This is a genomic window from Lentzea tibetensis, assembly GCF_007845675.1.
Taxonomy (GTDB): domain Bacteria; phylum Actinomycetota; class Actinomycetes; order Mycobacteriales; family Pseudonocardiaceae; genus Lentzea; species Lentzea tibetensis.
In genome coordinates, this window is record NZ_VOBR01000013.1 from 69052 (window position 1) to 91778 (window position 22727).

Sequence of the window (22727 nt, forward strand, 5' to 3'; positions counted from 1 at the left end):
GGAACCGCCGTGACTCCCCAAGCGGAGTCACGGCGGCTCCGTCGGCGGCGGCCGACCCGGTCACACCTCGGCGCAATGAGGCCCATCGCCCCTCACTTGTGCAGCCACCGCCCGGGAGTCTCGCCTCCGGACACGGTGACCGGCACGCCCTCCCCGGAGTGCCGGGAGGAGCTGCGGGCTGTCGCCGAGCAGGTGTTGCAACTGGTTCCAGGATGACCGAACCAGGGTCATTTGGCAACGAACATTCCGCGGAGCGGGCGACGTTCAGGCGAACCCGCGATCAACTTTTGGCGGACGACCTGGTCGCCGCGGTTCGCTAACCTCGCCCCGATGACCTTGGACGAGGGGGCGCCCATGGCCGACAACACGTTCACGCCGCCTGGCCCGGCTGACTTCGAGCTGCCGCCGATCTTCGGCGGCGTCACCAAGCCGATGATCCTGATCGTGTTCAGCGTGCTGATCATCAGCACGTTCTTCCTGGTGACGACGCGCAACATGAAGCTGGTGCCCGGCAGGCTGCAGTTCGCGGCGGAGTCGGTGTACGACTTCGGCCGCAACACCATCGCGCGCGAGCAGATCGGTGCGGCGGACTTCCAGAAGTACGTGCCGTTCATCCTGTCATTGTTCACGTTCGTGCTGGTGAACAACATCTTCGGGCTCGTGCCGCTGATCCAGTTCCCGACGATGGCGCACATCGGGTTCCCGGCGGCGGTGGCGATCCTGCTGGTGTTCCCGCTCTACCACTTCGTCGGCGTCAAGCGGCACGGACTGAGGCAGTACCTGAAGAACCAGTTCGTGATCCCGGACGTGCCGAAGCCGGTGCTGTGGCTGCTGCTCATCCCGACCGAGGTCATGCTGAAGTTCTTCTTCGACCCGGTGAACCTGGCGATCCGGGTGTTCGCCGCGATGTTCGCCGGGCACCTGCTGGTCCTGGTGTTCGTGCTCAGCGGTGAGTTCCTGTTGCTCGAAGCCGGGCCGCTGCTGAAGCCCGTGGCCGCGGTCAGCTTCGTGTTCGCCATCGGCATCACGATGCTGGAGGCGCTGATCATGGTGTTGCAGGCCTACATCTTCGCGACGCTCAGCGCCCACTACATCGGCCGGGCGCTCGCCGCGCACCACTGACGACGCGAAGGGGCGCGTCCACCGAAGTGAACGCGCCCCTGGTCGATCCGATCTAGATCGGGCGGTAGTTCGGGCCGCCGTAGGGCCTCTCGTAGACGCCGCTGCCGTCGTCGAAGAGGATCCGCCACATGCCGTCCTCTGGCCGGTAGGTGACGTAGTCGGCGTTGCCGTTTCCGTTGAAGTCACCGGAGACCGGGACCTCGCCGGGCGAGCCCCACTGGCGCTCGTAGACGCCGCCGGAGTCGAACAGGATGTGCCACACGCCGTCTTCGGGGCTGTAGGTCACGTAGTCGCTGTGCCCGTTGCCGTTGAAGTCGCCGCCGACCGGGATCTCGCCCGGTGAACCCCACTGGCGCTCGTAGAAACCGCCGTCGTCGAACAGGATGTGCCAGGTGCCGTCGGACGGCCGGTAGGTCACGTAGTCCGACTTGCCGTTGCCGTTGAAGTCGCCTGCCACCGGGATGTCGCCGGGGTTGCCCCACTGCCGGTCGTACACGCCGCCGTCGTCGAACAGGATGTGCCACATCCCGGTTTCCTGCGTGAACGTCACGTAGTCGGAGTTGCCGTTGCCGTTGAAGTCACCGGCGACGGGGATCTCGCCGGGGGAGCCCCAGTCGCGGACGTACTCGCCGCCCGAGTCGAACAGGATGTTGTACATCAGGTCGGACTCGCGCCAGACCGCGTAGTCCGTGGAACCGTTGCCGTTGAAGTCCGACGAGTAGAGCGCGGCCTTGGACGGTGCGCCGGCACCCCACAACGCATCGGCGATGACCTCACCGTCGTGCGCCTGCCCGTAGTAGGCGGTCGGGGTTCCGGAGTGCTGGACGTCCTGGCAGACCTCGCCGATCGGCTTGCTGTGCCAGTTGGACACCTTCACCAGGTGGTTGATGAACTCGTTGGTGGCGTGCACCGGGTCCACGACCTGTTCCGGTGTGCCCCAGTTCATGCTGGGTCTCTGCTGGAAGAGTCCCCGCGAGTCGCGGTCGCCGCCGTCCAGGTTCTTGATGTTGGTCTCGACGATGGTCGTGGTGATCGCGATGGCCGCGGTGTGCTCGTCGAGACCGCGGGCCTTCACCACGTCGACGATGGCTCTGGCGCAGGACATCTGGTAGGCGTTGACGCCGCCTTTGAGCCGGCCGTTCAGCTTTCCGCTCAGTGACGAGGCGACCGCCTGGTCGGACTGGGTCGGGCCGCCGGACTGGCAGGGCAGGTTGTTCCAGGCGAGTGCGGACGGGGTGGTGGCCAGTGACAGGCCGGTGGCGAGTGCGGTCGCGGCGAGGCCGAGAGCGAGTGCGGACTTCATGACGATTCCCTCTTGATCGGTGCGAAAGTCGGATTAGATGGGGCGGTAGTTCGGGCCGCCGTAGGGCCTCTCGTAGACGCCGCTGCCGTCGTCGAAGAGAATTCGCCACATGCCGTCCTCTGGCCGGTAGGTGACGTAGTCGGCGTTGCCGTTTCCGTTGAAGTCGCCCGAAACCGGGACCTCGCCCGGAGAACCCCACTGGCGCTCGTAGACGCCGCCGGAGTCGAACAGGATGTGCCACACACCGTCTTCGGGGCTGTAGGTCACGTAGTCCGCGTGCCCGTTGCCGTTGAAGTCACCCGCGACCGGGACCTCGCCCGGAGAACCCCACTGGCGCTCGTAGAAACCACCGTCGTCGAAAAGAATGTGCCAGGTGTTGTCCGACGGCCGGTAGGTCACGTAGTCCGACTTGCCGTTGCCGTTGAAGTCGCCTGCCACCGGGATGTCGCCGGGGTTGCCCCACTGGCGGTCGTACACGCCGCCGTCGTCGAACAGGATGTGCCACATGCCGGTGTCGGGCGTGAAGGTGACGTAGTCGGAGTTGCCGTTGCCGTTGAAGTCACCGGCGACGGGGATCTCGCCGGGCGAGCCCCAGTCGCGGACGTACTCGCCGCCCGAGTCGAACAGGATGCTGTACATCAGGTCGGACTCGCGCCAGACCGCGTAGTCCGTGGAACCGTTGCCGTTGAAGTCCGACGAGTACAGGGCCGCGCGGGAGTGCTGCGGGGCGGAGGAGTCGATGATGTTCTTGTAGCGCTTCGCCTGGTACTGGCTCGTGGGGTGGCCGTCGAGGTTCGCGCCGTTGAACGTGCCGACCTCCTTCGAGACCGGCGTCGAGCCGAAGGTGTAATAGGTGAAATGCACACCGTCGGCGTGGTAACCGCCGAACAGGAAGGTGTGGCCGTTGAGGACGAGGAAGTCACCGGGCTTCAGCTCGGCACGGCTGATGTTGAAGAACCGGGAGTCCGTGAGCATGGTCGCGGAGCCGGGGTCGTTCGTCAGGTGCAGTGCCATCGACACGTATCCCGAGCAGTCCGTCCGGTAGTCCTTGCCCGAGGAGTCCTTGGCTGTGCCCTTCTGGTTGTACTTGAGTCCCTTGTTCAGCCAGAACTCGGCGCGCTGAATGACCTCGTCGCGGGAGATCGCGCCGCCGACGTCGGAAGCAGAGGCGGCGGGGGCCATGATCGTGGAACTGACCGCGGTGGCCGCGACCATGGTTCCGGTGAATGCGAGAACCAGTGGGAGAGTCGCGGCTCCGGCCCATTCGATTGCCTTCTTGATGCGCATTTCGTTTCCCTCCTGCGTTTCCCTCTCGGGGCTGACAGGAAGAAATTTAGAAAACCGTTCTGGCAGAAACCTGGCACGAACCTGTACGTCAGGACCGGGTGCGTGCCAGACCGTCCAGAGCGTGTTCCAGCTCGGCCAGGTACTCGATGCGCTCCGCCAGGTACCGGGCCTGCGTGTGGTGCGCGATCGCGGCCGGGACGTCGCCCCGGTCGAACGCGATGTCGCCCAGCACGTTGTGGGCGGTGGCCAGGTGGTCCGCGCTGCGGCCGTGGCCGAGCATCTCCACCGCCCGCTCGCCGAACGAGGCCGCCGCGGCGAGGTCACCGGCGCGACGGCGGGCGTCGGCCGACTTGATCAGGGCGCGCATCTCGTAGTGGGTGTTGCCGACCTCGCGCGCCAGTTCCAGCGCCTCGGCCAACAGCTCGGCGGCCTGCTCGTGCTCGCCCAGCCTGGCGTGGACGGCGCCCAGTGCGGCGAGCACGGACCCCTCCTCGCTGCGCTCGCCGATCTCCCTGTTCTTGATCAGCGCCTTGTCCAGCTGCTCGCGCGCGCCCGCCAGCTGCCCGAGCGTGAGGTGGACCCGTCCCTGGTTCGCGATGGTGATCGCGGCGTGCCGGTAGTTGTTCTGCTGCTGCTGGATCGGCAGCGCTGCCTCGTACGCCGCCATCGCGTCGGCGTAGTCGCCGAGCCGGTGCAGCAGCATGCCCCGCACGACCAGCGCCATGCTCTCGCGCGCCTGGTCGGCCACGTCCCGCGCCAGCGCGAGGGTGCGGTCCGCGTGCGTCAAGCCGGCCCGGTACTGGCACTGCATGTACCGGGTGAGCGCCAGGTGGTACTGGCTGCGCGACTCGGCGACGGGGTCACCCAGCCTGCGGGCCGCTTCGGCGGCCGGTTCCTGGATGGCGACCAGGTCGTCGACGCGTTCGGAGATCACCAGGTAGTTGCCGACGTGGCTGGGCAGCTCGCTGGCCGCCCGGTCGAACCCGGACGCCGCCGCGAGCCGTGCCAGCGCGACGAGGTTCGCGTGCTCGGAGGTGAACCAGCCCATCGCGGTCTGGGTGTCGCGCAGCCGGGGGAGACGGGCGGGCACGCGGCCGACCGTCGGTCCCGGCTCCCGTCTGCCCGGCTGCAGCAGGTCGGCCGCGAAGTGCGCGACGTGCAGGTAGTAGTCCAGCAGCCGGCCGGTCGCCTTCTGCTGCTCCCGCGCGGGTTCCTCCGCGTCGACCAGCGCCCTGGCGTGGTCGCGGACCAGGTCGTGCATCGTGTACCGGCCGCGCGCGCGTTGCTCGACCAGGTGGAGGTCGAGCAGGTCCTCCAGCAGGTCGTCGGCGTCCAGGTAGGGCACGTCCGCCAGCGCCGCGGCCGCGAGCGCGTCGACGTCCGTGCCGGGATGCAGGCCGAGCAATCGGAACATGCGCTGGTGCGCCGGGCCGAGGTCCCGATAGGACAGTGCGAACGCGGCCGCGATGTCGCTGTGCCGCCTGCGTTCCTCGCGAAACCGCTCGACCGCGTCCTCGACCGCCCATTGTGGACGGTGCAGCAGCCGGGCGGCCGCGATCCTGATCGCCAGCGGCAGACCGCCGCACAACCGGACCAGCTCGCGCGCCGCGTCGGGTTCCGCCGCGACCCGGTCGCCGAGCACGCGCGTCAGCAGCGCCAGCGCGTCGTCGTCGGCCAGCACGTCCAGCGACAGCAGCACCGCGCCGTGGACCGTCCGCAGCCTGCGCCTGCTGGTGACGATCACCAGGCAGTCCGGCGCACCTGAGATCAACGGGTCCACCTGCGCCGAGTCGGCGACGTTGTCCAGCACGATCACCGCGCGCCTGCCTGCCAGCTCGGTGCGCCACGCGGCGATCCGCTGGTCGACGTCGTTCGGGATCTCCGCGGCGGGCACGCCCAGCGACCGCAGCAGCACGTCCAGCGCCGCCACGGGCTCGACCGGCTGCCTGCCCGCGGTGAACCCGTGCAGGTCGACGAAGAGCTGCGCATCGGGGTAGCGGTCGCGCAGGCGCTGCGCCACGTGCACGGCGAGCGTCGTCTTGCCGACCCCGGCCATGCCGTCGACCACCAGCACCGCGGTCGTGCCCGGCGCGGGCAGCTCGGCCAGCACCCGGTCCACCTCCGGCGACCTGCCGGTGAAGTCGGCGACGTCCAGCGGCAACGCGTTGCGGCCCCGTGCGGGCTCGGCCTCCGGTGGTGGCGGCTGGCGTTCCAGCAGCTCCTCGTCGGCGCGCAGGATCCGCTCGTGCAGCGACCGCAGCTCCCCGCTCGGGTCGAGGCCGAGTTCGTCGGCCAGCCGCGACCGGGTGGTCTCGTAGCAGCGCAACGCATCCGCCTGCCTGCCGTTGCGGTACAGGGTGCGCATCAGCGCGGCGACGAGCGTCTCCCGCAACGGGTTGCCGGCCACCAGCACGGACAGCTCCGGCAGCACCTCGCGGTGCCTGCCCGCGCGCAGCTCGTGCTCCACCCACTCCTCGGCCACGACGAGGTGCTCCTCGGTGAGCGTGGTGCGCATGCCGTCGAAGAACGTCGTCCTCGGCACGCCCGCGAGCGGGTCGCCCCGCCACAGCGCCAGCGCGTCGCGCAGCAGCCCTGGGTCCTCCTCGGCGCGGGCCCGTGCGACCAGCGACCGGAACATCAGGAGGTCGACGTGGTCCCGCTCGACCTCCAGCGCGTAGCCGGGGCCGCGCCGGGAGATCTGCACACCGGCCGGGCGCAGCACCTTGCGCAGGCCGGACACATAGCCGTGGATCAGGCCGCGCGCGTCGTCGGACAGCGCCTCGTCCCACACCGCGTCGATCATCTTCTCGACCGGGACGGCCTCGCCCGCCTGCAGGGCGAGCAGGGTCAGCACGCCCCTCAGCAACGGTCTGCCGACGGGGTGGGGCGTTCCGCCGACGTGCACCTCGACCGCGCCCAGCAGCCGGATCCGCGTCACAAGCGCCCACAGTAGGAGATGTGCGCTGTTAGCATCGATCGGTTTTGATTCACAGACCTGGGGGTTTGCGTGCAGCAGCGCATATTTTTGTCTGTTTTGTCATTGTTCGCGGCTTTACTGGTCATTCCGGTGCACACGGCGGCAGCCGCCACCGACGGTCCGGAGAACTGCGCCGAGCACGCCTATGACGCCGGTTTCCGAGGCGATGACCTCGTCGAGGCCGTGGCGATCGGGATGGCGGAGTCGAAGTGCAAGACCTATTTCTACGACCCCGAACCCGCAGACCAGGGCATGTGGCAGATCAAGGTCGAGAAGAGCGACCCCTGGCGCAACGGCAAGAACGGCAACCTCCAGGCTCCGGCCTACAACGCGATCGTGACGCACCGCATGTCCGGCGGCGGCACGAACTGGAACGCGTGGACGACCTACAAGAACGGCACCTACCACCAGTACGAGGCCGCGGCGCTCGAGGCGGCCAACGACTACTTCGCGTCGCGCTACTCGTCGGACTTCAACGGCAACGGAATGACCGACTACGCGCTCTGGCGCGAGTCCGACCTCATGTACAACATCCAGTTCGACACGGGCGGCGAGTACGTCCGGGACTGGGGCTCTCCCGGCGAGATCCCGGTGGCCGGTGACTTCAACGGCAACGGGCACAGCGACTACGTGACCTACCGGCCGTCGGACAGCACGTGGCACATCCTGTTCGACTCCGGTGGCGTCTACGACCGGGAGTGGGGCAGTCCCGGTGACGTCCCCGTCGCGGGCGACTTCAACGGCAACGGCCGTTCCGACTACGCGACCTACCGCCCGTCGGACGGCTCCTGGCACATCCTGTTCGACAGCGGTGGTGCGTACGAGCCGGACTGGCGCTGGGGTCAGCCGGGCGACGTTCCGGTGGCCGGTGACTTCAACGGCAACGGCAACAGCGACTACGCCCTCTACCGCCCTTCGGACGGTTCGTGGCACGTCCTGCTGGACAGCGGTGGCGCGTACGAGCCGGACTGGCGCTTCGGTTCGCCGGACGACGTTCCGGTCGCCGGTGACTTCAACGGCAACGGCAACGCCGACTACGCCCTCTACACGCCGGCCGACGGTTCGTGGCACGTCATGTTCGACACGGGCGGTGTGTACGAGCCGGAGTGGCGCTACGGCGGTCCGAACTACCGGCCCGTCTAGGAACCCCTGCGGCACACGAGGTAAAGGCTTTCCTCCGGTGTCGCGCCGGGATAGCTCGGCGTGAACACCGGACGGCTGCGGCGGATGACGTGGAAACCCAGGTCCTCGAGGTGCGACACGTAGGTCTCCTCGGAGAAGCTGGACACCACGATCTCCTGGCCCATCCACGGCAAGGTCACCTGTTCCGCGTCGACGGCGACCGTCGCGAGGAACAGGTGACCTCCTGGCCGCAGCCAGGACGCCATGCGCCGCAACGTCTCCACGATCTCCGCCTGCGGCATCTGCAGCAGTGCGAAGACGGAGCAGATCAGGTCGTAGGAGCCCTCGACGGCGGTGAGGTCGCGGACGTCGGCCCGTTGAAAAGTCGCCCCCGGCACTTGCGAGGACGCCAGTTCGACCATCACGGGCGACACGTCGACGCCGGTCACCTTCATGCCCGCCTTGGCGAGCGTGCGGGCCACCGGAACGCCGGTTCCGCAGCCCGCGTCGAGGACCTGGCTGCCGGACGGCAGGGTCGCGACCAGCCACGCGAGCGTTCCGTGCAACGCGGGCTGGTGGGACCACGCCCGCTGGTACTCGAGTCCCAGCGTGTCGAAAACCTCGGCCGCTTCCATCTCTTCCTCGTCGTCGGGGCCGAGCTGGCTACCCCCAGCGAGCCAGCTCAGCCGTTCGGGCCCAATCCCCCTGATGTGAAGTGTGGAGCGTCTCTCTGCATGGTCTCTGGATGGCCTCTGGACGAATACTGACGGTAGGTTGCGAGACGAACGCGGACAGCAACGAGGGAGCAGGAACTGGACGACGGACTTCGGGTCGGCATGCTCGGGGCTCTGACGGCCTCGCTGAGCGGTCGCCCGCTGAGCCTCGGCCCGCCCCGCCAGCGCGCGGTGCTGGCCGTACTCGCCTTGCGCGCCAACCACGTCGTGTCCCGCGCCGAGCTGATCGACGGCGTGTGGGGCGACGACCCACCGGCGAGCGCGGACAACGGCATCCACACCTACATCGCCGGGCTGCGCAGACTTTTCGAGCCTGACCGCGCCTCGCGCGCGCCGAGCCAGGTGCTGCTCTCCACGGACGCTGGATACCTGCTGAGACTGGCGGGCGACCGGTCCGACGTCGCGACGTTCCGCGCTCGCCTGGACCAGGCCGCGCGGTTGCGCCCGGTGGAACCGGACCAGGCGATCGCCGCGTTCGACACCGCGCTCGGGTTGTGGCGCGGGATCGCGCTGGACGGTGTGCCGGGCCCGACCGCCGCGGTGGAACGGGCGCGTCTCGCCGAGCTCCGGCTCACCGCCATCGAGCAACGCGCGGCGCTCATGCTGTCGGTCGGCCGGGAGGCCGAGGTCGCCGCCGAGCTGGCCACCATGGTCACCACGCACCCGCTGCGCGAACGCCTGCACGGACTGCTGATGTCCGCTTTGTACCGCGGTGGCAGGCAAGCGGAGGCGTTGTCCGTCTACGCGAACCTGCGCCGCCTGCTGATCGACGAGCTCGGCATCGAGCCCGGACCGGAGCTGCGCCAGCTGCACGAGCAGCTGCTGGTCGGGCAGCACGAGCCGCAGCCGGAGCCGGTGCCCAGCGCGCTGGTGCCCGCCCAGCTGCCGCACGACGTCCGCGACTTCACCGGCCGCGACGCGGAGATGCGCAGGCTGGAGGCGATCTTCTCCGAGCCGCGTGAGCACTCGACGGTGCTGGTCACGATCACCGGCTCCGGTGGTGTCGGCAAGACGGCGCTCGCGGTGCGGTTCGCGCACAGCGTCGCCGCGCGGTTCCCGGACGGCCAGCTGCACGTCGACCTGCGCGGTTTCGACGCGTCCTCGCCGCCGATCCAGCCCGCCGCCGCACTGCACCAGCTCCTGCAGAGCCTCGGTGTGCCACCGGAACGCATTCCGGACGAACTGCCCGCGAAGTCCGCTCTGTACCGCAGTGTCCTGGCGGGCAAGCGGGTGCTCGTGCTGCTGGACAACGCGCGGCTCGCCGAGCAGGTGCGTCCGCTGCTGCCGGGCCGGTCGTCGTCGATGGTGCTGGTGACGAGCCGCAACCAGCTCGGGGGACTGGTCGCCCGCGACGGAGCGCACTCGATCACCCTGGGCACGCTCACCGGCGCCGAGGCGCTGGAGCTGCTCGGCAGCGTGCTGGGGACGGCGAAAGTCTCCGCCGAACCGAGTGCGAGTGAAAAACTCGTCGAGTTGTGCGGGCACCTGCCGCTGGCGTTGCGCATCGCGGCCGAACGGGCGGTGACGCGGCCGCACCTGACGCTGGCGGACATGGCCGACGACCTGGCCGACGAGCACGACCGGCTCAACGTCCTGGCGACCGGTGATGACGAGGACACCGCGGTGCGCGCCGCGTTCTCGTGGTCGTACCTGGCGCTCAAGCCCGACGCCGCGCGGATGTTCCGGCTGATCGGGCTGCATCCCGGCGCGGAGATCAGCATCGGTGCGGCCGCCGCGCTCGCGGGCACGCCGTTGCCCCGCGCACGGGTGCTGCTGGACGTGCTGACCGGTGGGCACATGCTGGAGGAGGTCGCGCGCGGCCGGTTCCGGCTGCACGACCTGCTGCGGCTCTACGCGACCGAGCTGGCGGACACCGAGGAGTCGCGCCAGGGCAGGCTCGACGCGGTGTCCAGGATGCTCGACTGGTACCTCGCGAACGCGGACATGGCGGGCGCGATCATCTCGCCGCCCGACCACCCGCGCATCTGGGAACCGGTCGAGCCCACCTCGGACCTCGCCACGCACGAAGAGGCTTTCGGTTGGTGCGTAACGGAGTTGCCGAACCTGGTCGCGGTCACGCGGTTCGCGCTCGACCACGCCCAGTGGGACCGCGCGTGGCAGATCCCGTTGGCGCTGTGGAACTTCCTGATCGTGTCCAGCGCGCTGAGCGAGTGGAACGAGACGTACCGGGTCGCCGAGCAGGCCGCCGAGCGCGCCGGGCATCCGCTGGCGCGCGGGTTCGCGATCCACGGGCAGGGGCTGGCGGCGTTCCGGCAGCAGCGGTTCGCGGACGCGCTGGAGATGTTCGACCGGGCGTTGGAAATTCGCCGTGCCATCGGTGATCGGGAAGGGGAGGCGTGGAGCCTCACCGGTCTCGGCATGGCCTACGGCGGCCTGCGCCAGTTCGATCTCGCGGTGGAGCGGTTCGAGGCCGCGCTGACCGGGCACCTGGAGGCGGGCTCGTGGTTCGGGGAGGCCGCGACCAGGCTGTTCATGAGCGACAGTCTGCGCGAGGGCGCCCAGTTCGACGCGTCGCTGCGCTCAGCACAAGCCGCGCTGAGCCTGTTCGGCGAACACGCCGCGTTGCACGGCAAGGGGATGGCGCTCACGAGCACGGGCAGGGCGCAGCGCGCGCTCGGCCGGCTCGGTGACGCGATGGAGCACTTCCGTCAGGCCCTCTCGTTGATGACAATGCTCGGCGACCGCAAGAGCCTCGCCGAGGCCATGCACGGGCTCGGGGAGGCGAGTTACAGCTCCGGTCAGCCGGAGCTGGCGCGCACCTACCTGCTGGACGCGCTGTCGATCTACGAGACCTACGACCACCCCGCCACGCCCGAGGTCAGGGCGCTGCTGCACGAGATGTCCTGAGAGGGAACATGGATTCCGCTGTCCGGCAGATGATGCGGGCGAACGAGGAGAACTGGGACACGCGCACCCCCGTGCACGTGGCCAGCGAGTTCTACGCGAAGGACCCGGCGTACTGGTTCAGCCCGTACGAGTGGGACGACCTCGGTGACCTCGACGGGCTCGAGCTGCTGCACCTCCAGTGCCACATCGGCGCGGACACCGTCGAGTTCGCGCGGCGCGGTGCCCGCGTCACCGGCGTCGACATCTCCGCCGAGTCGTTGACCCACGCGCGCAGGATCGCGAAGGAGCACGAGGTCGACATCGACTTCGTGCACGCCAACGTCTACGACGTCGACTTCTCACCCGAGCGCTTCGAGATCGTCTACACCGCCAAGGGCTCGCTCTGCTACCTGCCGGACCTGGCGCGCTGGGCGACGCTCGTCGCGTCGCTGCTGAAGCCCGGTGGCGTGCTGTACGTGGCGGAGTTCCACCCGCTGCTCAACGCGTTCGGCCCGGCACCGAAGCCCGGCCTGTCCGAGGAACTGGTGCTGCGGCACGACTACCTCGAGGGGCGCGGCCCGCAGCGCAAGGACTCGAAGCACACCTACACCGACGGCCCCGAGCTGTCCGGTGCGACGGTGAGCTACGAGTGGGCGCACGGGCTCGGTGAGGTGATCTCCGCGGTCGCCGGTGCCGGGCTGCGGGTGACGACCGTGCGCGAGTCGTCCGAGCTGCCGTGGCCGCGGTGGTCCCGGATGGTCCGCAACGACCGGGGCTGGTGGGAGCTTCCCGCCGACGAGCCGCGGGTGCCGTTGTTCTACTCGTTGCGCGCCGAGAAACCCTAGGGGATCTACCCGATGCGCTTCGCCTGATGCGTAGGCAAGCTACGCGTCATGGCGAAGCGCTGGAAGAACCTGCTGGTGTGGCTGCACGTCCTGACGTCGGTCGGCTGGATGAGCCAGGCCATCGCGTTGTTCGCGCTGCTGGTGTACGGCATGAGCTCCGGTGACGCCGCCGGGTTCCGCATGGCGCGGGTGCTGGACCACCACGTGCTCGCGGCGATGGCGAACGCGTCGGCGTTCACCGGGATGATGCTGTCCGCGCTGACGCCGTGGGGCTACTTCCGGCACTGGTGGGTGCTCGGCAAGTTCGTGATCACCATCGTCCAGCTGTACATGGGCATCTTCCTGTTGAGCGGCAACCTCAACGCGGCCGCCGAGGGTGCGCCGGTGAGCCCCTGGATGTCGGTCGGCACCGCGCTGATGGCGTCGGCGATCGCGTTCCAGTGCTGGTTGTCGGTCGCGAAGCCGTGGACGAAGACGCCGTGGTCGGGCACCGCCAAGCTGCCGTCCGGATCGCCCGCGATGGTCGCGGTCGCGGTGGCGGTGCCGATCGCGGACATCGCGATCGGCACCTACCTGGGCAATCCGATGCCGGTGCTGTCGTTGCTGGTCGTGATCGGCTACTCGATCAGGCGGGCCGCCACGGTGAGGAGCCGGTCGTCGGCCGCGTCGGGTCGTGGAACCTCGGCGCGTCCGGCTCGTCGAGACGCAGCGGCACCAGGCCCTCGGTGATCGCGCGCATGATCCGCTCGTGCGCGCGGCGGGCGTCGCCCGCGGTCTCCGGGTTGAGGTCCGAGAGCTCCACCGGCTTGCCGAAGTGCACCTGGAACACCGGGCGCTTGCGCACCGACCGGAGCCAGGAAGTCAGGTACGGCAAGAAGTCGCGCCAGCCGGACACCCGCAGGTTGCCCCAGTAGACGGCCTCGTGCGCGCCCCACTGGCTGATCGGCACCACCGGGATCCGGCCGCCGAGCGCCATCCGCGCCACACCGGTCTTGCCGCGCTCGGGCCACAGTCCGGGGTCGAGGCTGATCTTGCCCTCGGGGTAGACCGCGATCGGGTCTTTGCCCTTCTGCAACGCCTCGACGGCGCGGTGCATGGCCTCGCCGACGTTCGCCGACGCGCGGTCGACGCGCAGGTGGCCGCACGCGGTGAGCGCGGGACCCATGATCGGTGCGTCGAGCAGGCCGCCGGCGAGCATGAACCTGGGGTTGATGCCCTTCTGGCGACACGCGGCGATGAGGACGAACGGGTCGAGGTTCCCGATGTGGTTCGACGCGAGCAGCAACGGCTTGCCCAGCAGGTCGGCCGGGATGTCGCCGGTGACCTCGAGCCGACCGGTCAGCGCGACGAGCCCCCGGTCCATTGCCATGAGCACGCGCCACAAGAGAGGTGTGGACACGGCGGGGAGACTACGGCGTGTCGACGGTGCTCCGAAGCCGATCCGGGCAACCATGGGGTAGCCCACCACGTCCTGTGACTGTTGGGGCTGGTGAGGCGCGAGGGACTACCTTAGACACATGGCCGGGCGAACAGGGACATCGCGGAAGAGCACGTCACGAGGCAGGACCCCTGCCAAGCCACGTGCGCGGTCCACCGCTGCCCGAAAGCCCGCTGCTCGCAAGCCCGCGGCCAGGAAGAGCGGCTCCGCGATCGGCACCGTGTGGGGTGCGCTCGGCCGGGGCGTCGGCAGCATCGTGCGGGCGGTCGGCCGCGGCAAGGACCTCGATCCCGAGCACCGCCGCGACGGACTCGGTCTGTTGCTGATCGCACTCGCTGTGATCACCGGTGCCGGAGTCTGGTTCCAGGCGGCGGGTCCGGTCGGCCAGTGGGTCGACATCGCGGTGCGCAGTTCCGTCGGTTTCCCGGCGGTGATCCTGCCGGTCGTGCTGCTCGGCATCGGCATCGCGTTGATGCGCACCGATCCCAAGCCCGAGGCGCGGCCACGCCTCGTCGTGGGCGGGCTGCTCATGATGATCGGCCTGCTCGGCATGTTCCACCTCGTCGGCGGCCTCCCGATGGAGGCGGTCGCGCGCCGCACCGCCGGTGGCGCACTCGGGTACCTCGCAGGAGGTTTCCTCGCGCAGGGCGTGACGCCGTGGGTCGCGGGCCCGCTGCTGGTGCTGATCTTCTGCTACGGCCTGCTGCTCGTGCTGCACTGGCCGATCAAGGAGGTGCCGCAGCGGCTCAGCGCGCTGATGCACCCCGGTGCTTCGGACTCCGAGTCCGAGCCGGGCTTCGACGAGGAAGAGGCCGAGGAGCCGAAGCCGGTTCGCCTGCGCCGCCCGTCGCGCCGCCGCCAGGCCGCGCAGACCGACGAGGAGAGCGCGCAGTCGCAGCTGCCGCTGGACTCCGAGCCCGAACCGGTCGCCGCTCCCAAGCCGGCCAAGGAACCCGCTGCCAAGAAGGCACCGCTGGCCGTGCGCGCGGTTGACGGCGACTACACGCTGCCGCCACCCACGATCCTCAAGGACGGCGACGCGCCGAAGGCCCGCAGCAAGGCGAACGACCTCATGATCGAGGCGATCTCCGGCGTGCTGGACCAGTTCTCGATCGACGCGCAGGTCACCGGGTTCACCCGCGGCCCGACGGTGACGCGCTACGAGGTCGAGCTCGGGCCCGGCGTGAAGGTCGAGAAGATCACCGCGCTGACCAAGAACATCGCGTACGCCGTGGCGACGGACAACGTCCGCCTGCTGGCGCCGATCCCCGGCAAGTCGGCGGTCGGCATCGAGGTGCCGAACAGCGACCGCGAGATGGTGCGGCTCGGCGACGTGCTGCGCTCGCCGTCCACGGTCAAGGACACGCACCCGATGGTGATCGGCCTCGGCAAGGACATCGAGGGCCACATGGTCACCGCGAACCTGACGAAGATGCCGCACCTGCTGGTCGCGGGCTCCACGGGTTCCGGCAAGTCCTCGTTCGTCAACTCGATGCTGGTGTCCCTGCTCGCGCGGGCGACGCCGGACGAGGTCCGGATGATCCTGATCGACCCGAAGATGGTCGAGCTGACGCCGTACGAGGGCATCCCGCACCTGATCACGCCGATCATCACGCAGCCGAAGAAGGCGGCGGCGGCGCTGTCGTGGCTGGTCGAGGAGATGGAGCAGCGCTACCAGGACATGCAGGTCAACCGGGTGCGCCACGTCGACGACTTCAACCGCAAGGTGAAGTCCGGCGAGATCACCGCGCCGCCGGGTTCCGAGCGCGTCTACCGGCCGTACCCGTACATCATGGCGATCGTCGACGAGCTCGCCGACCTGATGATGACCGCACCGCGCGACGTCGAGGACGCGATCGTCCGCATCACGCAGAAGGCGCGTGCGGCGGGCATCCACCTCGTGCTGGCGACCCAGCGGCCGTCGGTCGACGTCGTCACCGGTCTGATCAAGACGAACGTGCCGTCGCGGCTCGCGTTCGCGACGTCGTCGCTGACCGACTCGCGGGTCATCCTCGACCAGCCGGGCGCGGAGAAGCTGATCGGCATGGGCGACGCCCTGTACCTGCCGATGGGCGCGTCGAAGCCGGTGCGCATCCAGGGCGCGTTCGTCGGCGACGAGGAGATCTCCGAGATCGTCGAGTTCACCAAGAACCAGGCGCAGCCGGAGTACACCGACGGCGTCACCGCGCAGAAGGCGGGCGAGAAGAAGGAGATCGACGCCGACATCGGCGACGACCTCGAGCTGCTGGTGCAGGCGACCGAGCTGATCGTCACGTCCCAGTTCGGCTCGACGTCGATGCTGCAGCGCAAGCTGCGCGTCGGTTTCGCGAAGGCGGGCCGGCTGATGGACCTGCTGGAGACCCGCGGAGTCGTTGGGCCGTCAGAGGGTTCGAAGGCGCGCGAGGTGCTGATCAAGCCGGACGAGCTCGAGTCCGTCGTGCACCTGATGCGCGGCGGCGGCCCGGTCGACGTGGACGAGGAGTAGCGGAAGGGGCGCCCGCTGATCGCGGACGCCCCCTCTTGTTGGTGCTGCTCAGCCGGTGTAGGCCTCGATGGCGGCCGCGGTGGACGAGCTGGTGCCACCGAACTTCCTGACCGCCGCGTAGTAGACGTCGGCCGTGCGCTTGCACGCCCAGTTGCCGCCGCACGTCTTGTACAGGTCGGCCTTGAAGTTGTCGTCGATCCGCAGGCGGGTCGACTCGGTGAACCGGCTCTGCCGCTTGTAGTTGCGGTACCCGAAGTCGTGCCGGTGGCAGGACGGCAGGAACTTGAAGCCGAACGGGCTGTCCGGCGACCACGAGCAACCGTCGGACGACCAGTCGAGCTGGTCGGCGTAGGGCTGCTGCGCGCGAACCGACGTGAACTGGCTCAGCGACGACGAGAACAGGTACTGGTCGGTGACCGCGGGGATGTTGACGGCCTGGGCGGTGCTGGCCGCGAACAGGATCGTCAGCGAGGCCGCGGTCGCGGTGATGAAGGCGCGCAAGGTTCTCGACACAGGATTTCCTCCTATGCAGGCAGGGTTGCGATCTTTGTAACACGCGCGCGGCCTGGAATTGCCCTGGTAGAACACGTCCGCACGATCGACGTCAGCCGTTCGGCGGTAGTTCACGATCACGCTGCACAGCGGGTAGCACTCAGCCCCGGCGGGATCACCCCACCGGGGCTGAGTCGGCCGTGCGAGCCGTACCCCTCAGACCGGCTCGGACGGCAGGTTCACTCCTCGTCGCCGCGCGCGAGGAAGCGCGCGATCTCCGGCTCGTCCGGGATCTCGTCGGCGGAGTCGAGCAGGCTCTCCGCGATCGCGGGCACCGGCTGGTCCGCCCACACGGGCTGGAAGTCACCGCTGGGCAACAGCTCGTGCTTGCGCGCGAACTGCTCCGCGGCGTCGCGGATCGACTCGCGCAACGTGCCGACCACGGCCGTCTCGGCGGTGTAGGTGAGCTCGACGAGCAGCGCGCGCACCCGGTCCAGCTGGTCCTCGTCGCCCGCGTGCTCGGCGAGCTGCGGCCAGAACCGCTCCTCGAAGAGCCGCACGAAGTCCGCCGCGATGCCGTCGGTGGCCTTCTTGAGCCCCGTGAAGCTGTCCATCACGTCGTCACTCGGCACCGCCAGCGACGCGAGCCTGCTGCCCGCCTCGAGCGCCCACCGGCGCGCGTGCGGCCACCCGTACCGCCAGCGCACCAGCCCGAGCTGCATCGCGCGGCGCAGCACCCGCGGCTGCACGTCGCCCATCGGGATGAGGCCCTTGACGTCCCTGACCTTGATGCGGACCCAGTCGTCCGGCCCCTCGGCGTCCCCCACACCGAGCACCGTCGCGACGCTCGCGCCCTTCTCCCGTGCCTCGATCAGCTCGGCGATCGCGGGCAGCGAGAACCCCCTGCTCTGCAGCCGCTGCACCACCTTGAGCCGCTCGACGTGGGTCGCGTCGTAGATCGCCACCCGCCCCTGCCTGCGCGGCGCGTGCAGCACGCCCTTGGTCTGGTACATGCGGATCGTGCTGCTGGGCAGGGAGACGCGTGCGGCGAGCTCGTCGATCGTCAGCGTTTCGGGCACGCCCTGATCTTGGCGACGCCCGTTCTAAGAGTCAAGACTCTTCGAGTATTTACTCTTAGAGTTCCAGGAGCATTCGTGAGTTGCCCAGGGTGTTCGGCTTGACGTACGAGAGGTCGAGGAACTCCGCGACACCCTCGTCGACGCTGCGCATGATCTCCTCGTAGACCTCGGACGACACCGGCGTGCCCTCGATCTCCACGAACCCGTGCTTGCCGAAGAACCGCGTCTCGAACGTGAGCACGAAGATCCGCCGCAGCTCCAGCTCGCGCGCGACCTCGATGAGCCTGGCCACCACCTGGTGCCCGATGCCGTTGCCGAGTGAGACCGGCGACACGGCCACCGAGCGGATCTCGGCCAGGTCCTCCCACAGCACGTGCAGCGCACCGCACCCGAACAGCTCGCCGTCCTGCTCGGCCACCCAGAACTCCTGCACGTCCTCGTACAGGGTGACCAGTGGTTTGGAGAGCAACACCTTGCCCGCGTACTGGTCGATCAGGGCCTTCATGGCCCGCACGTCGCTGGTGCGGGCCCGCCGCACGACTACGCCACCGCTCACGCCGATCAAAGTAGCTTCCCGGCCGATGCGTCCTGTTTTGACGTTCTACCTGGCGGGACGTGGCGCCTGGAGGGCCTACAGGGCCAGATGTGCGGTTTACTTGCACAGAACGCGTCGAAAATTGTGCAGGAGGTGTGTCGAGATGCTGCGGAGCTTCCGCTTGGGCAACCACCGTTCGTTCCGCGACGAGCAGGAGTTGTTGCTCATGCCCGCGTACTCGAAGGACCGGCTGGCGCTCCCGGTCGCCGCGATCTACGGCGCGAACGCCTCCGGCAAGTCGAACCTGCTCGACGGGCTGCGGTTCATGGCCGAGGCGGTGCGCGACTCGTTCGCCTCGTGGCGCCCGGAGGGGCGGATCCCCCTGGACCCGTTCCGATTCGTGTCGGCCCAAGACCCGCCTTCCGTCTTCGTCGTGGAACTGGTCCTCGAAGGAGTCAGGTACACGTACGGATTCGAGATGAGTCACCGGCGCGTACTCGAGGAATGGCTGTACAGCTATCCCGAGAAGCGGAAGCGAGTGCTGTTCGAGCGCAACGGTGATGAAGTCAAGTTCGGCACCAGCATGCCTGATCGGGCGAAACTCGATGTTCTCGTGAAGCTGCTGCGGCCGAATTCCTTGTTGCTCAGCCTGGCGGCGCAGTCCAACGTGGCTCAAGTGCTTCCCGTTTTCCGATGGTTCACATCGGCGGTTTGGTTCCGGTTCGCAGGTGAGGAGCCGTTGAGCGAAGAGGACATCGCGGAGCACTTCGCGGGCGATTCACCGATGAGCAAGCAGCTGATCGATCTCGTGCGTGCCGCCGATTTCGGCATCTCGAATGTCACTGTGCACGCACCGCATCCACAGGAGGACGATGGTCGCCCGCGGGTCGTGGTGCAGCACGGTGGCCATTCGAAGCTTCTTTGGCTGGGGGAGGAGTCGGCCGGCACGCGATCGTGGTTCGGGTTGCTGCCGACCGCGCTGACTGTGTTGCGTGACGGTGGGGTGCTCCTCATCGACGAGATCGACGCCAGCCTGCACCCGTTGCTCGCGGGTCGACTCGTGGGTTTGTTCAAGGACTTGAGCACGAACCCCTCCGGTGCGCAGCTCATCTTCACCACCCACGACGCTACGTTGCTGCACCCCCCGCTGGCCGAGGAGTTGCTCGCGCGCGACGAGATCTGGTTCGTCGAGAAGGACAGTGCGACCGGTGTCAGCAGGCTCTATTCACTGGTCGACTTCAAGCCGCGCAGTGAGGACAATTTGGAACGTCGGTATTTGGCGGGCCGGTATGGGGCGGTACCCGAGTTGTTCGAGGACCGATTCGCCGAAGCAGTCCGGAGCGCTGATGGCGAGGCGTGAGAACTCTCAGAGCCGTCGCGAGGGCCGTGACCAGAAGATTCGTCCAGGTCACGTTCTGATCGTGTGCGGGGCTGAGGCGACTGAGATCGATTACCTCTCCGGCTTCAAGGAGAAGCATCGTGCCCGGATCAAGCTCAAGGGCAAGGTGGACTCACCGGAGAACCTCGTCATGTACGCCAAACGGATTTTCAGCCCGGACGAGTTCGACGCTGTGTGGTGCGTGGTCGACGTGGACCACTTCGACATCGGTGCGGCCGAGCGAGCTGCCCAGCGTGCGGGTGTTGAGCTCGCGGTGTCCAACCCGTGCTTCGAGGTCTGGCTCCTCCTGCACTTCACCGAGCACAGGGCGTACGTGACGGATGGAAAAGCGGCCTGTGCACTCGTGGCCAGGCATGTGCCTGGCTATGACAAGACGAAGCTCGACTACGCGCAGTTCCATGCGGGTGTGGAGAAAGCAGTTCAGCGAGCGAAGGCGCTGGAGCCGGGCAACCCGTCGACCGGGGTCTGGCGCCTGGTCGAGGCCGTCCTGAGGCGGTGAATTCAAGGTCGGAGGCCCTACCCCGTTACCCTGGGCCCGTGTCTTCTCCCACCACCCCGCGACGCGTGTCGCTGCTGACCCTGGGCTGTGCCCGCAACGAGGTCGACTCCGAGGAACTCGCCGGACGTCTGACCGCAGGCGGCTGGGAGCTGGTGGACGAAGAGGCCGACGTCGTGGTGGTCAACACCTGCGGCTTCGTCGAGAGCGCGAAGAAGGACTCGGTCGACACGCTGCTCGCGGCGAGCGACAGCAACGCGAAGGTCGTCGCGGTCGGCTGCATGGCCGAGCGGTACGGCAAGGAGCTCGCCGAGAGCCTGCCCGAGGCGAGCGCGGTGCTCGGCTTCGACCACTACGCGAACCTGGCCGACCGGCTGGACGACGTGGTCGCCGGACGGACGGTCGAGTCGCACGTGCCGCAGGACCGGCGCACGCTGCTGCCGATCACGCCGGTGAAGCGCCAGGAGGCCGCGGCGGACGTCCAGGTGCCCGGTCACGGCTGGGGCCCGCGCGTCATGCGCACCCGGCTGGACGACGCGCCCGTCGCGCCGCTGAAGATCGCGTCCGGCTGTGACCGCCGGTGCAGCTTCTGCGCGATCCCGAGCTTCCGGGGCGCGTTCGTCAGCAGGCACCCCGACGAGATCGTCGCCGAGGCCATGTGGCTCGCCGAGAACGGCGTGCGCGAGGTGTTCCTCGTCAGCGAGAACTCCACGAGCTACGGCAAGGACCTGCCGCGCGAGCTGGGCAACATGGAGCAGCTGCTGCCGAGGCTGGCCGCGATCCCCGGCATCGACCGGGTGCGCGTCAGCTACCTGCAGCCCGCCGAGACGAAGCCCGGCCTGGTGCAGACCATCGCCAAGACCGACGGTGTCGCGGACTACTTCGACATGTCGTTCCAGCACTCCAGCGAGCCCGTGCTGCGCCGGATGCGGCGGTTCGGCAACACCGAGTCGTTCCTCAAGCTCGTCGAGCTGATCCGTGAGCACGCGCCCGAGGCGGGCATCCGCAGCAACGTGATCGTCGGCTTCCCCGGTGAGACCGAGGAGGACGTCGTCGAGCTGGAGCGGTTCCTCACCGAGGCGCGGCTCGACGCGGTCGGCGTGTTCGGGTACTCCGACGAGGACGGCACCGAGGCCGAGGAGTTCGACGGCAAGCTCGACGCGGACACCATCACCGAACGTGTGACGCGGATCGGCAACCTCGTCGAGGAGCTCACGTCGCAGCGCGCCGAGGACCGGGTCGGTACCGAGGTCGTCGTCCTGATCGAGCAGGAGGCCGACGACGCCGCCGACGAGGACTGCGTCGGCCGCGCCGCTCATCAGGCGCCCGAGGTGGACGGCGAGTGCATCGTGCTGGAGGCTGGAGACCTGCGAACAGGTGACCTGGTCCGCTGCCGCGTGGACGCCTCCGAGGGTGTGGACCTCGTCGTGACTCCCATTGAGGTCGTACCGAGGTGACTGAGGCCAGGAAGGTCCCGCTGCTCAACGTCGCGAACATCCTCACGGTGTCGCGGCTGGTGCTCGTACCGGTCTTCCTGGTCCTGTTCTTCACCAACGGCGGCCACGACTCGTTCTGGCGGCTCGTGGCGTTCGGCGTGTTCGCCCTGGCGTCGTTCACCGACCAGATCGACGGCAACCTGGCCCGCAAGTACGGCCTGATCACGGACTTCGGCAAGATCGCCGACCCGATCGCGGACAAGGCGCTCACCGGGTCCGCGCTGGTCGGGCTGAGCGTCGTCGGCGACCTGCCGTGGTGGGTCACCATCCTGATCCTGGTCCGCGAGTGGGGCGTGACGCTGCTGCGGTTCTGGGTGATCCGCTACGGCGTGATCGCGGCCAGCCCCGGCGGCAAGGCCAAGACGATGGCGCAGATCCTCGCCATCGGCCTGTACCTGCTGCCGCTGCCCAGCTACCTCGTGTTCGTCGCCTGGGTGACCATGGGCATCGCCGTCGTGCTGACGGTCGTCACCGGCATCGACTACGTGATCCGCGCGTTCCGGCTGCGCGCCATCAAGACCACGTGAACGTCATCACCGCGCTCAAGGCGCGCGGGGAGACCGTGGCGACGGCCGAGTCGCTCACCGGTGGCCTCGTGTGCGCCGAGCTGACGTCGGTGCCCGGCGCGAGCGCGGTCGTGCGCGGCGGGCTGATCGTGTACGCCACGGAGCTCAAGCACGAGCTGGCCGGGGTCGACGAGACGCTGCTCGACGAGCACGGCGCCGTGCACCCCGAGGTCGCCAGGCAGCTGGCCGAAGGTGCCCGCCGGACGTGCGGCGCGACCTGGGGACTCGGGCTCACCGGGGTCGCCGGACCGGACCCGCAGGACGGGGTGGAACCCGGCACCGTGCACATCGCCATCGCCGGGCCCGAGGTGTCCTGTGTGCGCACCATCACTGTGCGTGGCAACCGGCACGCGGTACGGTCGGCAGCGGTCGAGAACGCACTGCTCCTGCTGGCCGAACACCTGCCGATGACCGGCAGCGGGGAACATTGAGCCCTCCCCGCTCGTTCGCCCTTGGCGGACGTGCTGCCAAGTCACTGCCCGTTGTCGGAGTGGATCGGTAACG

At 68.7% G+C, this 22727-nt stretch carries 19 protein-coding genes; 11 read left to right on the forward strand and 8 right to left on the reverse strand.

Translation table 11 applies throughout. The features are described from left to right. Positions 1–330 precede the first annotated feature (330 nt). Positions 331–1122 (forward strand): F0F1 ATP synthase subunit A, encoded by a 792-nt coding sequence (locus FKR81_RS21075; protein WP_407936537.1) that lies wholly within the window; start codon positions 331–333, stop codon positions 1120–1122. 52 nt (positions 1123–1174) lie between these two features. Here FKR81_RS21075 and FKR81_RS21080 read toward each other — a convergent pair whose 3' ends face one another. The 3 genes from FKR81_RS21080 to FKR81_RS21090 all read right to left on the reverse strand — a co-directional run bounded on the left by FKR81_RS21080 (position 1175) and on the right by FKR81_RS21090 (position 6650). Beyond that, complete coding sequence (locus tag FKR81_RS21080) at positions 1175–2425, reverse strand: NHL repeat-containing protein (protein WP_146353830.1); 1251 nt, start codon at positions 2423–2425, stop codon at positions 1175–1177. A 33-nt stretch (positions 2426–2458) separates the two neighbouring features. Continuing rightward, positions 2459–3712: an NHL repeat-containing protein gene (locus FKR81_RS21085; protein WP_146353831.1), complete on the reverse strand. Its 1254-nt coding sequence runs from the start codon at positions 3710–3712 to the stop codon at positions 2459–2461. A gap of 88 nt (positions 3713–3800) precedes the next feature. Next, positions 3801–6650, reverse strand: coding sequence for an AfsR/SARP family transcriptional regulator (locus FKR81_RS21090; RefSeq protein WP_146353832.1), 2850 nt, complete (start codon positions 6648–6650; stop codon positions 3801–3803). A gap of 129 nt (positions 6651–6779) precedes the next feature. Here FKR81_RS21090 and FKR81_RS21095 point away from each other — a divergent pair, with 129 nt between their 5' ends. Continuing rightward, on the forward strand, positions 6780–7832 hold the full coding sequence (locus FKR81_RS21095; protein ID WP_146353833.1) for a hypothetical protein: 1053 nt from the start codon (positions 6780–6782) through the stop codon (positions 7830–7832). Here the strand turns inward: FKR81_RS21095 and FKR81_RS21100 are convergent. After that, the gene (locus tag FKR81_RS21100; RefSeq protein WP_146353834.1) at positions 7829–8446 is read right to left on the reverse strand and encodes a class I SAM-dependent methyltransferase; all 618 of its coding nucleotides are present in this window, start codon (positions 8444–8446) and stop codon (positions 7829–7831) included. The genes FKR81_RS21095 and FKR81_RS21100 overlap by 4 nt on opposite strands. 201 nt (positions 8447–8647) lie before the next feature. Here FKR81_RS21100 and FKR81_RS21105 point away from each other — a divergent pair, with 201 nt between their 5' ends. Genes FKR81_RS21105 through FKR81_RS21115 form a run of 3 tightly spaced genes read left to right on the forward strand, consistent with a single transcriptional unit; the run spans position 8648 to position 12966 of the window. Then, a complete protein-coding gene (locus FKR81_RS21105) occupies positions 8648–11413 on the forward strand; it encodes an AfsR/SARP family transcriptional regulator (protein ID WP_146353835.1) in 2766 nt (921 codons plus the stop codon). Positions 11414–11421: 8 nt separating this feature from the next. Beyond that, positions 11422–12237, forward strand: coding sequence for a class I SAM-dependent methyltransferase (locus FKR81_RS21110; RefSeq protein WP_222598349.1), 816 nt, complete (start codon positions 11422–11424; stop codon positions 12235–12237). 48 nt (positions 12238–12285) lie between these two features. Beyond that, positions 12286–12966, forward strand: coding sequence for a hypothetical protein (locus tag FKR81_RS21115; protein WP_146353836.1), 681 nt, complete (start codon positions 12286–12288; stop codon positions 12964–12966). Here FKR81_RS21115 and FKR81_RS21120 read toward each other — a convergent pair. Further along, positions 12863–13690, reverse strand: coding sequence for a lysophospholipid acyltransferase family protein (locus FKR81_RS21120; RefSeq protein ID WP_146353837.1), 828 nt, complete (start codon positions 13688–13690; stop codon positions 12863–12865). The genes FKR81_RS21115 and FKR81_RS21120 overlap by 104 nt on opposite strands. Positions 13691–13754: 64 nt before the next feature. On the opposite strand from FKR81_RS21120, the gene FKR81_RS21125 reads away from it, so the two are divergent. Beyond that, the gene (locus FKR81_RS21125) at positions 13755–16160 is read left to right on the forward strand and encodes an FtsK/SpoIIIE family DNA translocase (RefSeq protein WP_146353838.1); all 2406 of its coding nucleotides are present in this window, start codon (positions 13755–13757) and stop codon (positions 16158–16160) included. Between the two features lie 48 nt (positions 16161–16208). Here FKR81_RS21125 and FKR81_RS21130 read toward each other — a convergent pair whose 3' ends face one another. The 3 genes from FKR81_RS21130 to FKR81_RS21140 form a co-directional block, all read right to left on the reverse strand. Further along, complete coding sequence (locus tag FKR81_RS21130) at positions 16209–16673, reverse strand: phospholipase (RefSeq protein WP_407936538.1); 465 nt, start codon at positions 16671–16673, stop codon at positions 16209–16211. A gap of 218 nt (positions 16674–16891) precedes the next feature. Further along, on the reverse strand, positions 16892–17731 hold the full coding sequence (locus FKR81_RS21135; protein ID WP_146353839.1) for a MerR family transcriptional regulator: 840 nt from the start codon (positions 17729–17731) through the stop codon (positions 16892–16894). Positions 17732–17786: 55 nt separating this feature from the next. Continuing rightward, positions 17787–18287, reverse strand: a complete 501-nt coding sequence (locus FKR81_RS21140) for an amino-acid N-acetyltransferase (RefSeq protein ID WP_146353840.1) — start codon at positions 18285–18287, stop codon at positions 17787–17789. Positions 18288–18429: 142 nt separating this feature from the next. Between FKR81_RS21140 and FKR81_RS21145 the strand changes: the two genes are divergently transcribed. Genes FKR81_RS21145 through FKR81_RS21165 form a run of 5 tightly spaced genes read left to right on the forward strand, consistent with a single transcriptional unit; the run spans position 18430 to position 22654 of the window. Then, the gene (locus FKR81_RS21145) at positions 18430–19626 is read left to right on the forward strand and encodes an AAA family ATPase (protein WP_146353841.1); all 1197 of its coding nucleotides are present in this window, start codon (positions 18430–18432) and stop codon (positions 19624–19626) included. Next, a complete protein-coding gene (locus FKR81_RS21150; RefSeq protein WP_186763084.1) occupies positions 19613–20164 on the forward strand; it encodes an RloB family protein in 552 nt (183 codons plus the stop codon). Before FKR81_RS21145 ends, FKR81_RS21150 begins: the two co-directional genes overlap by 14 nt. A gap of 38 nt (positions 20165–20202) precedes the next feature. Beyond that, a complete protein-coding gene (gene rimO, locus FKR81_RS21155) occupies positions 20203–21618 on the forward strand; it encodes a 30S ribosomal protein S12 methylthiotransferase RimO (protein WP_146353843.1) in 1416 nt (471 codons plus the stop codon). Then, positions 21615–22184 (forward strand): CDP-diacylglycerol--glycerol-3-phosphate 3-phosphatidyltransferase, encoded by a 570-nt coding sequence (pgsA, locus tag FKR81_RS21160; RefSeq protein WP_146353844.1) that lies wholly within the window; start codon positions 21615–21617, stop codon positions 22182–22184. Before rimO ends, pgsA begins: the two co-directional genes overlap by 4 nt. Further along, positions 22181–22654, forward strand: a complete 474-nt coding sequence (locus tag FKR81_RS21165; protein WP_146353845.1) for a CinA family protein — start codon at positions 22181–22183, stop codon at positions 22652–22654. Before pgsA ends, FKR81_RS21165 begins: the two co-directional genes overlap by 4 nt. Positions 22655–22727 lie beyond the last annotated feature (73 nt).